Raw genomic sequence first — 11,876 nt, 5'->3', positions numbered from 1 at the left:
GCGCTGGGGCCGTGGATGGGGCGTGCGGTCAACCGGGACACCCGGTTGGTGAACATGTACGGGATCACGGAGACCACCGTGCACGTGACCTATCGGCCGTTGGAACGCGCCGACACCGAGGGCACGTCCAGTCCCATTGGGCAGCGCATCCCCGACCTGCGCGTCTACGTCCTGGACGGGCGCGGCAAACCCGTACCGCCCGGCGTCGTCGGCGAGCTGTTCGTGGGCGGCGCGGGCGTGGCCCGCGGCTACCTCAACCGCCCCGAGCTGACCCGCGAACGCTTCCTGACCGACCCGTTCCGCGGAGAGCCGGACGCCCGCATGTACAAGACCGGCGACCTGGTGCGCCAGACGGCGGACGGCTCGCTGGAGTACCTGGGGCGCAACGACGACCAGGTCAAGATCCGCGGCTTCCGCATCGAACTGGGCGAGATCGAATCCGCCCTCGCCCGGCACGAGGCGGTGGCCCACGCCGTCGTCGTCCCCCGGCAGTCCGCCGACAACCGCAGCCTGGTCGCGTACGTCCGCCCCACCGCCCAGTGGCTCGACTCCGCCGCCCGGGAACAGAACACCACGCTTCTCGACCAGTGGCAGCGGGTTTTCGACGACGAGTACGCCGGTGCCACCGGGGACGCGGACACCGCAGACGACCTGAACCTGGCCGGCTGGGAGAGCAGCTACACCGGCGAGCCCATCGCCGAGTCCGACATGCGTGAATGGATCGACGGCACGGTCCGGCGCATCGAGGATCTGCGCCCCAAGCGGCTGCTGGAAATCGGCTGCGGCACCGGACTGCTGCTCTTCCGCTACGCCGAAGCCTGCGACGCGGTCCACGCCCTCGACCTCTCCGCCACGGCCCTCGACGACGTACGCCGGGGCGTGGCACGCCGCGGCTGGTCGCACATCACCCTGGAGCGGGGCGACGCCTGGTCCGTGACACATCTGCCCCCCGCCACGTACGACACCGTCGTCATCAACTCGGTCGCCCAGTACTTCCCCAACCGGGCCTACCTGGAGGAGACCATCGCCCGGCTGCTGCCCCTCGTCGAGGAGGGCGGCCGCATCCTCATCGGCGACGTCAGGAACCTGGACCTGCTGTCGGCCCACCTGACCACCGCCGAACGTGGCCGCGCGGGCGGCCGCACGACAGCCGCCGCGCTGGCCGCGCAGGTGCGCCACCGCCGCCGTCAGGAGAGCGAACTGCTCGTCAGCCCGACGTTCTTCACCGGCCTGCCCGAGCTGTTCCCCGAGCTGGGCGCCGTCGACATCATGGCCAAGCGCGGCACCGGCGACTACGAAATGCTCGCCTATCGCTACGACGTGGTCCTGACCAAGGGCGCAGGCCCCGCCGACGAGCCCCTGACCTGGCTGGAGGCCACCACTCCGGCACAGCTGCGCGCCCTCCTGGATGACGGCACCCCCGACCGGTTCGGCGTCAGCGGCCTGACCAATCCGCAGGTCGAGGACGACGTCCGGATCAGCGACGACCTCACCCGCCTGCCGTCCTCGCACGAGGTGGAGCCGCTGACCGGAGGCGTCCGGCTGTCCCGCGCGGCGGCCGATGCCGTACGGGAACTCGACGCCGTGCTGCGCCACGCGGAACAGCTCGGCTACCGTGTCGAACCCACCTGGTCCCAGGACCGGCCCGACGCGCTGGACCTGGTGTTCGGCCGGGGCGAGCTGCCCCGGGTCCGCGCCCGCGCTCCCTACCGCGCGACACACCTGGCCAACACGGTGCGCATCGGCGACCTGGGCCCGTCGATGGCGCGCCTGCTCAAGGAACACCTGTCCGCGAGCCTGCCGGAGTACATGGTCCCCGGGGTGTTCGTGCTCCTCGAAGAGTTTCCCGTCACCGTCAACGGCAAGGTCGACAAGGGAGCGCTGCCCGCGCCCGACGAGGACGCCGTGGCCAAGGAGGCATACGCCGCGCCACGCACCGAAGCCCAGCGGACGCTGTGCCGCATCCTCCAGGAGGTGCTGGGACTCGGCCGCGTCGGACTGGAGGACAGCTTCTTCGCCCTCGGCGGGCACTCCCTGCTGGCCGTACGGCTCAACCTGCGCGTACGCCAGGAGACGGGCCGGGAACTGCCGCTCCAGCTCATCCTCACCGGTGCCACCGTGGCGGACATGGCCGCGGCGCTGGAGGAGGAGCCCACCACGGAGGACACCGCGCCGCTGGTCCCCGCCGCACCCGCGCCCGGCGCGGACGCGCCGCTCTCCCTCCAGCAGGCCGACCTGTGGTTCCTCAACCACCCCGGCCACCTGCCCGCGTCGTACGACAACGCTCAGCTCGCGTACCGGATGGCGGGCCACCTGGACCGGGACGCCTTCGCGGACAGCGCCCGCGCCCTGGTCGAACGGCACGCGATCCTGCGCACCAGCTACGTGCGCCACGACGGCACGGTCACCCAGCGCGTCAACGACGGTAGCGGCTTCCCCGTGCACATCGCCGAGCGGATCACCGGAGCCGACGCGCTCACCCGGTGGCTGCGCGACGAGCGGACCCGCCCGTTCGCACCGGACGACCCGTACATGGTGCGCATCCACCTGGTGCCGGTCTCGGAGCGTGAACACGTCTTCGTCCTCACCCGGCCCTGGGGCGTGTTCGACGGATGGTCGCTGACCATCGTGCTGTCCGAACTGCTCACCCTGTACCGCGCGCTGACCCGCAACACCCGGCCCGAGCTGCCGGAACTCCCGCTGCGGTACGCAGACTTCGCCCGCTGGCAGCGCGGCGCGGTCGACGGCGCGGAACTCGACCGCCAGCGCGCCTACTGGCGGCGGCAGCTGGACGGGCTGCCCGCGTGCCTGTCGCTGCGCACCGACCACCCGCGGCGCGCCGTCAAGTCCTACCAGGGCGCCTCGCTCCCCTTCGAGGTGGGGCCGGATGTGCTCACCGGGCTGCGGAAGCTGGGCCGGGAACGCGGCGCCACCCTCTACATGACCCTGCTGGCGGCGTTCGGCGTGCTGGTCGGCGGCCACAGCGACGACGACGAACTCGCGATCGGATCCCCGGTCACCCACCGGCCCCGGGCCGAGCTGGAACACCTCGTGGGTTACTTCGTCAACACGCTCGTGATGCGCCTGGACGTGGCCCCGGACCGGTCCTTCACCGAGGTGCTGGCCCGGGCCGGGCAGGTCACCGCCGAGGCCCACGCGCACAAGGACCTGCCCTTCGCCGACCTGGTCAGGAGCCAGGTGCCGGAGCCCGACCCGGCCCACTCCCCGCTGTTCCAGGTGATGTTCAACCTGGTCCCGAACCCGGTGCCGGAGCCGGACCGGACCGACGCCGACGACCTCGCGATCACACCCGTCGACCTTCACTCCGGCACGGCGAAGTACGACCTCGGCCTGACGGTGCGGGAAACGGCGTCCGGGCTGCTGGGATCCCTCGAATACTGCACCGATCTCTTCACCCGGGAGACGGCCGGCCGCATGGCCCGGTCCTACGAGCACCTGTTGCAGGAAATCGTGGCCGACCCGGGCGCCGGTCTGGAGTGGCTGCGCGCACGGGCGTATCGGGCACGGGTGGATCGGGCACGGGCGGAGCGGGCACGGACGGACGAGTCCGAGTGACGGCGCGATCGGAGAAGGAACACCTCATGCCCACGAGTTATCCGACCGAGCGCGCGGTGGCCGTGGTCGGCATGGCCTGCCGCGTCCCCGGAGCCGAGGACCTGGGCGCCTTCTGGCGGCTCCTGCGGGACGGCGTCGACGCCATCACGGACGTTCCCGCGGGGCGGTGGGACCTGGGCGGAGTTCCCGGCACCCTCGACGCGGAGGGGCTGCGGCGTGGTGGCTTCCTGGACCGGGTCGGCGATTTCGACCCCGGGTTCTTCGGCATCTCGCCCCGGGAAGCCGCGGCGATGGACCCGCGGCAGCGGCTGGCCCTCGAACTGAGCTGGACGGCACTGGAGCACGCCGGTGTGGTTCCGGACGCCCTGCGCGGCGGCTCGGCCGCCGTCTTCCTCGGCGCCACCGGCGACGACTACGCCACGCTCGCCCACCGCAACGGCCCGGACACCGTGTCCCACCACTCGCTGGCCGGACTGAGCCGCGGAGTGATCGCCAACCGGGTCTCGTACCACCTCGGTCTGCGCGGGCCCAGCCTCACCGTGGACGCGGCGCAGTCCTCGTCCCTGGTCGCCGTCCACCTGGCGTGCGAAAGCCTGCTCTCGGGAACCACCGGGTTGGTGCTGGCCGGTGGCGTCCACCTGAATCTGACCCCGGACAGCACACTCGCCTTCGCCCGGGCGGGAGCACTGTCCCCGGACGGCCGCTGCCACACCTTCGACGCGCGCGCCAACGGCACCGTCCGGGGCGAGGGCGGCGGCGTGGTCGTCCTGAAGCGCCTGACGGACGCCCTCGCCGACGGCGACCGGGTGCACTGCGTCCTGCTGGGCGGCGCGGTGAACAACGACGGCGGTGGCCAGGCCCTCACCGTGCCCGACGGCGCGGCGCAGCGACAGCTGTTACGGGACGCCTGCGCCCGGGCGGGGGTGGAACCGGCGCACGTGCGGTACGTGGAACTGCACGGCACCGGCACCAAGGCGGGCGACCCGGTCGAGGCGGAAGCCCTCGGAACGGTGTTCGGCGAGGGCCGGGCCGGCGAACAGCCCCTGCTCGTGGGCTCGGTGAAGACCAACATCGGGCACCTGGACGGCGCCGCGGGCGTCATCGGGCTGATCAAGGTGGCGCTGTCGCTCGGGCACGGGACCCTCCCGGCGAGCCTGCACTACACCCGACCGCACCCGGCGATCCCCATGGAGCGGCTGAAGCTCCGGGTGAACGCCGCCACCAGGACGTGGCCCGACGGCCCGCGGCTGGCCGGTGTCAGCTCGTTCGGCCTGGGCGGCACCAACTGCCACGTGGTGGTCGCCGAAAGCCCCAGCGGTCCCACCGACCCCACCGGCGACGGCGCTGACGAGACCGCCGGCGTGCGCCCGGCCGCCCCGTTCCCGGTCGCGGTGTCGGGCCGGACCCAGGCGGCGATGCGGGCCCAGGCGGATCGCTTGCGCGCATGGGTGGCGGCCGACCCGGGCCTGCGCCCGGCGGACGTGGGGTATTCGGCGGTGACGACCCGTTCGGCGCTGGAACACCGCGCGGTGGTGGTGGCGTCGGACCGCGCCGAACTGCTGGACGGCCTGGCGGCGGTGGCATCCGGGGCGCCGTCCCCGAACGTGGCGGAGGGCGTGGCCGGTCACGTGCCCGGCGTGGTGTGGGTGTTCCCCGGACAGGGGCCGCAGTGGGCCGGGATGGCCCTGGACCTGTGGGAGTCGTCGGCCGTGTTCGCCACGCGGATGGACGAGTGCGCGCGGCTGCTGGACGGGCTCGTCGACTGGTCCTTGCGGGACGTGCTCGCCGACGAGGCCGCGTTGGGGCGGATGGACGTGATGCAGCCCGCCCTGTTCGCGGTGCAGGTGTCGCTTGCCGAGGTGTGGCGCTCCGTGGGACTGGCACCGTCCGCCGTGGCGGGCCACTCACAGGGCGAGATCACCGCTGCCTGCGCCGCGGGGATCGTGTCCCTGGCGGACGCCATGCGGCTGATGGTGGAACGCAGCCGGGCCATCGTGGCCCGGCTGTCCGGCCGGGGAGCCATGGCCCTGCTCGCGATGCCACCCGGGGAGGTGGACCAGAGCCGGGTGACCATCGGGGCGGTGAACGGCCCCGGCGCGGTCGTCGTCTCCGGCCCGGTCGACGTGGTGCGGGAGATGGTGGCCGAGTGTGAGGCCCGTGGCATACGCGCCCGTATGGTTCCCATCGACTACGCCTCGCACTCGCCGCAGGTCGAGGACATCCGGAAGGACGTCCTGCGGGCGGCCGACGGGGTCTCTGCCCGGGACACCGGTGTCGCGTTCTGGTCGACCGTCACCGGTGGCCGACTCGGCGCCGACCGGCTGGACGCCGCGTACTGGTACGCGAACCTGCGGGAGCGGGTGCGGCTGGAGGACACCGTCCGGGCGCTGGCCGAGGCCGGACACGGGGTGTTCCTGGAGGTCAGCCCGCACCCGGTGCTGACCATGGCCATGCGGTCCACGGTGGACACCGTTGACGGCGCCGCCGGGGCGGTGGTGCAGGGCACGCTGCGCCGCAACGCGGACGGCGCCCGGCGGTTGCTGCTGTCCATGGCCGAGGTGTACGCGCGGGGCGCGGCGGTGGACTGGAGGCCGCTCTTCGAGGGCTCCGGGGCCCGTACCGTGGAACTTCCCACCTATGCTTTCCAGCGACAGCCCTATTGGCTCTCCGGCGAGGCCCTTTCCCCGGCCGTACCGCGAACCGGTCCGTCGCCCGCGCCGCCGGAGGCGGAGTCCACCCCCGGGCCGTCCGGCCCGGGGGAGCCGGAACTGTGGACGCTGGTGCGCTCCCACGCCGCGGCCGTCCTCGGACACACCGCCCCCGGCACCGTCGAGGCCGAGCGCTCGTTCAAGGAGCTGGGCTTCGACTCGGTCACGGCGGTGGAGCTGAGCGAGCGGCTGGGCCGCGCGACCGGTCTGCCGCTGCCCACCTCGCTGATCTTTGACCACCCCACCCCCGCCGTGCTCGTACGCCATCTGCACGACGAGCTGTCGGGACTTCTGCCGGACCGGCAGTGGGCCCCCGACGACTCCGCCGCCACCGACGACGACCCGATCGCGATCGTGGGCATGAGCTGCCGGCTGCCGGGCGGTGTGTCCTCTCCCGAGGACCTGTGGCAGCTGGTCATGGAGGGTGTGGACGCCGTTTCGGCCTTCCCGGAGGACCGTGGCTGGAGCCTGGATCCGGCGGATACCGGACACGTCCGCACCGGCGGATTCCTGGCGGACGCCATGGACTTCGACGCCGACTTCTTCCGTATCAGCCCGCGTGAGGCCCGGGCGATGGACCCGCAGCAGCGGCTGTTGCTGGAGGTGTCATGGGAGGCCCTGGAACGGTCCGACATCGACCCCGCCACGCTGCGCGGCAGCCGGACGGCCGTCTTCACCGGCGTCATGAACCAGGACTACGTGCCCCGATTGCACGAGACGACCGAGAGCTTCGCCGGACACGCGCTCACCGGCGGGGCGCCGAGCGTGGCGTCCGGCCGTGTGGCCTACACCCTCGGTCTGGAGGGCCCCGCGGTGTCCGTGGACACCGCGTGTTCCTCGTCGCTGGTGGCGTTGCACCTGGCGGCGCGGTCGCTGCGGTCGGGGGAGTGCACGCTGGCCCTGGCCGGAGGAGTGACGGTGATGTCCACACCCGGGATGTTCGCCGAATTCTCCCGGCAGGGCGGGCTGTCGCCCGACGGCCGCTGCAAGGCGTTCTCGGACGCGGCCGACGGCACGGGCTGGGCCGAGGGCGTGGGCATGGTGGTGCTGGAGCGGCTGTCGGACGCACGGCGCAACGACCACCGCGTACTGGCCCTGGTGCGCGGTTCCGCGATCAACCAGGACGGCGCCTCCAACGGGCTGACCGCTCCCAACGGCCCGTCGCAGCAACGCGTCATCCGCGACGCGCTGGCGAGCGCCGGTCTGTCCGGCGGGGACGTCGACGCGGTGGAGGCACATGGCACCGGGACCGCTCTCGGCGACCCCATCGAGGCGCAGGCGCTGCTGGCGACGTACGGGCACGAGCGGGAGCGTCCGCTGTGGCTGGGGTCGGTGAAGTCGAACCTCGGCCATACGCAGGCGGCGGCGGGCGTGACCGGTGTGATCAAGATGGTGATGGCCATGCGCCACGGCGTGCTGCCGCGCACCCTGCACCTCGACGAGCCGTCGCGGCACGTGGACTGGTCGTCGGGAGCGGTCGAGCTGCTGACCGAACGGCGGACATGGCCCGTCGGCGACCGGCCGCGCCGGGCCGCGGTGTCGTCGTTCGGAATGAGCGGCACCAACGCGCACATGATCCTGGAGCAGCCGCCGACGCCCGTAGAAGACACCGCAGCGGACACCACCGAAGATCGTCTCCCGGTGCCGGTCGTCCTGTCCGGCGCGACCGAGACCGCACTACGGGACCAGGCCGAGCGGCTGCGCCACCACCTGGAGAACGCCCCGGACCTGCGCCCGGCCGACATCGGCTGGTCGGCGACGAGGCGTACCCCCTTCCGCCACCGTGCCGTCGTCGTGGCCGCCGAACGGGACGGCCTGGTGGCCGGGCTGGACGCTCTGGCGCTGGGCCCGGACGCCCCGGGCCCGGTACACGGGGCGGCCCGCGACACCGGTGGCCGGGTGGTGTTCGTCTTCCCCGGCCAGGGCTCCCAGTGGGCCGGGATGGCGGTGGAACTCCTCGACGCCTCGTCGGTTTTCGCCGGACGTGTCCGCGAGTGCGCGGCCGCCCTGGCCGAGTTCGTGGACTGGGACCTGGAGGGCGTGCTCAGGCAGGTGCCGGGGGAGCCCACGCTGGAGCGGGTCGACGTGGTGCAGCCGGTGTCCTGGGCGGTGATGGTGTCGCTGGCGGCGCTGTGGCGGTCGTACGGTGTCGAACCCGCCGCCGTCCTGGGCCATTCGCAGGGCGAGATCGCGGCGGCCTGCGTCGCGGGCGCGCTGTCGCTGCGGGACGCCGCGCGGGTCGTCGCGTCGCGTTCGCAGGCGATCGCCAAGGGGCTGGCAGGACTGGGCGGGATGATGTCGGTCGCCCTGCCGCGCGGGGAGGCGGAGTCCCGGCTGAAGCGGTGGGAAGGTCGCCTGCAGGTGGCGGCGGTGAACGGTCCCTCCGCGACCGTGATCGCCGGTGAGCCGCGGGCGCTGGACGAGCTGCTCGCGGACTGCGAGTCGGAGGGCGTCCGGGCGCGCAGGGTGCCGGTGGACTACGCCTCGCACACCTCCCACGTGGAACGCATCGAGGACGAACTGGCCCGGGTGCTCGCGGACGTGCGCCCCGCCCGGCCCACGGTGCCGTTCTTCTCCACGGTCGAGCGGGACTGGCTGGGCGAGGACCCGGTGGACGCGGGCTACTGGTACCGGAATCTGCGGCAGACGGTGCACTTCCAGTCCGCTGTGGAGGAGCTGGCCGAACAGGGCCACGACACGTTCATCGAGGTCAGCTCCCACCCGGTGCTCGTCATGAGCGTCCAGGAAACCCTGGAGGCCCGCGGCGACGCGGCCGCCACGGCGGTATCGGGAACGCTGCGGCGCGACGAGGGCGGCCCGGACCGGTTCCTCGCGTCGGTGGCGCAGGTGTGGACGCGCGGTGTCGCGGTGGACTGGACCCGGGCGTTCACCGGCCTCGGCGCGTTCGGCGTCGAGCTGCCGCCGTACCCCTTCCAGCACCGGCGCTACTGGCTGGACCCCGCGGCGGATCAGCCGCTGCTCGGACACGCGGTGGACCTCGCGGAGGGGTCCGGCACCGTTCTCACCGAACGGCTGTCGCCGCGCAGGCGGCCGTGGCTGGCCGACCACCGGGTGCTCGGCCAGATCGTGGTACCGGGCACCGCGCTGCTCGAAATGGCCCTGCGCGTCGGCGACATGGTCGAAGAGCTGACCCTGCGCACCCCGCTGGTGATCCCGGAGCGCGGCGAGGCCGAGGTGCAGCTGACCGCGGCGCCGCCCGACGACGCCGGACACCGCGCGGTGCGCATCCACGGACGTGTCCTCGGCGACACCGACGCGGCATGGCAGCTGCACGCCACCGGAGTGGTGGGCACTGCCGCATCCGACAGCGCGGGCATCGTGCCCGGCCAGTGGCCCCCGGCCGGGACGACACCGCTGGACCTCACCGACTGGTACGAGGAACTGGCCGCGCGCGGCCTGGAGTACGGACCGTCGTTCCGGAACCTGGTCCAGGTGTGGCGCGACGGCGACGACCTCCTCGCGGAGATGGCCCTCAGCGACGAGGCGGGCCCGTTCCGGATGCACCCGGCACTGCTCGACGCGGCACTCCACCCGCTGGTGCTGGAGACGGGCCCCGGACCTGTGGTGCCGTTCTCCTGGGCCGGTGTGCGGCTGACGCGCGCGGGGGCGTCCCGGCTGCGCGTACGGATCAGCCCGACCGGGGACAACCGTGCGTCGCTGACCGTGGCCGACGACAGCGGGGTCGAGGTGCTGTCCGTCGACTCCCTCACCCTGCGGCCACTCGACGCCCGGCGGGCCGACCCGAAACTCTTCCAGGTCGAGTGGCGCGAGATCGCCCTGCCCGGCACACCGGCCCGACCGGGCAGCACCGTCGTCGTGCCGCCCTCGGCGCCGGACGCGGACGGCCTGCCCGCAGCCGCCCACACGACCGCGGAGTCGGTGCTGCGCGACGTCCGGACGTGGTTGAGGGAGCATCCGGAAGACTCCGCCCCGCTGGTGGTCACCACCCGGCGGGCCGTGGCCGTGACACCGGACGAGGACATCGACCTCGCCGCCGCCACCGTATGGGGCCTGCTGCGCTCGGCCCAGACCGAACACCCCGGCCGTATCGTGCTGGTGGACTCCGGAACCACCGGCGAACCGCCGCCCGATCAGCTGGGACGTGCCCTGGCCACCGGCGAACCGCAGATCGCGCTGCGCTCGGAGGTCGCCTTCGTCCCCCGGCTCGCCCGTGGCTCCGTCCCCGCCCCCGAGCCAGGGCGGCCGGGTGCGGACCCCGATGGCACCGTGCTGATCACCGGCGGAACCGGGGGACTCGGCGCTGCGGTGGCACGCCACCTGGTGGCCCGCCACGGGGCGCGCCGCCTGCTGCTGGTGAGCCGCCGGGGCTCGGCCGCCGACGGCGCGGACGATCTCGTAGCCGAGCTGACCGAGGCCGGTGCCGCGGTCACGGTGGCCGCCTGCGATGTGGGCGACCGGGTCGCGCTCGCCGACGTCCTCGCCTCCGTACCCGAGTCGGCACCGCTGCGTACCGTTGTGCACGCGGCGGGCACCCTCAGGGACGGCCCGGTGCTGTCGCTGACGCCGGAACACCTGCACGCCGTGCTGTCCGCGAAGGCCGACGCGGCATGGCATCTGCACGAGCTGACCCGCGGCCTCGACCTGTCGGCGTTCCTCATGTTCTCCTCCGTCTCGGCCACGCTCGGCCTCGCCGGACAGGCCAACTACGCGGCGGCCAACGCGTTCCTCGACGCCCTGGCCCACCACCGGCACTGCCAGGGGCTGCCCGCGGTGGCCCTGGGCTGGGGGCTCTGGGAACAGGGCACCGGGCTCACCAGCCGGCTCGCCGACGCCGACCGGCAGCGCCTGGCCCGCATCGGTCTGCGGCCCCTGGCCACCAGTGACGGCCTGGCCCTGCTCGACCTCGCGCTGGGCGCGGACCGGCCGCACCTGGTGCCCGCCTGGCTGGACATGTCCGCACTCCGCGACACCGAGCCACCCCCGCTCCTCCGCGGGCTGGCCCCGGCCCCGGCCGCCCGTGGCAGGCGGGCGCGCGAGGACGCGAAGCCGCTGCGCGAGCGGCTGTCGGCCCTGCCCGAGAGGGACCGCGAGCTGACCGTGCGGCGTCTGGTGCAGGCCGAGACGGCGACGGTGCTGGGCCGCCCCGGGCCCGGCGACGTACTCCCCGAGCGGGGCTTCACCGACCTGGGCTTCGACTCGCTGACCGCCCTGGAACTCCGCACCAGGCTCGGTACCCTGACCGGCCTCGCGCTGACCGCCACGGTGACCTTCGACCACCCCAGCCCCCACGCGCTGGCACAGCACCTGCTGGGGCGGCTCGCCCCGCAACCGCTCACGGACGGGCCGCCCGCGGCCGGGTCTGTGAACCCCGCCGTCCTCGCCGAGCTGGACCGGCTGGAGGCGAGCGTGACCGCCGCCGCTGACGACGGACTGCGGTCGGCCGTCACCACCCGGCTGTGGGAGCTGCTGGCGACGCTGAGCCCGGAGGACGACGCGGTGGACCCCGCCCTGGATCCCGACGTGGCCGCGGCCGGCGCAGACGAGCTCTTTGCCCTGATCGACGATGAGTTGGGAAGGCCCTGAACACCATGAGCGACGAGAAGCTGCTCG

Annotated in this window: 2 protein-coding genes; both read left to right on the top strand. The window is 73.5% G+C overall.

All coding sequences use genetic code 11. From position 1 onward, the window contains the following. A partial coding sequence (locus LCH29_RS34335) for a condensation domain-containing protein (RefSeq protein WP_446465599.1) occupies nt 1-3,576 on the top strand: 3,576 nt, incomplete at its 5' end. A 26-nt stretch (nt 3,577-3,602) separates the two neighbouring features. Beyond that, nucleotides 3,603-11,849 (top strand): SDR family NAD(P)-dependent oxidoreductase, encoded by an 8,247-nt coding sequence (locus LCH29_RS34330; RefSeq protein ID WP_446465598.1) that lies wholly within the window; start codon nt 3,603-3,605, stop codon nt 11,847-11,849. Nucleotides 11,850-11,876: the final 27 nt, after the last annotated feature.

This window comes from Streptomyces sp. BRA346 (genome assembly GCF_052851135.1).
Note: the sequence above shows the minus strand (reverse complement) of the source record. Positions and strands in the feature narration are given on the sequence as shown.

Coding starts and splice junctions, on each gene's coding strand:
- LCH29_RS34330 (WP_446465598.1), top strand. CDS start 3,603: ATGCCCACGAGTTATCCGACCGAGCGCGCGGTGGCCGTGGTCGGCATG.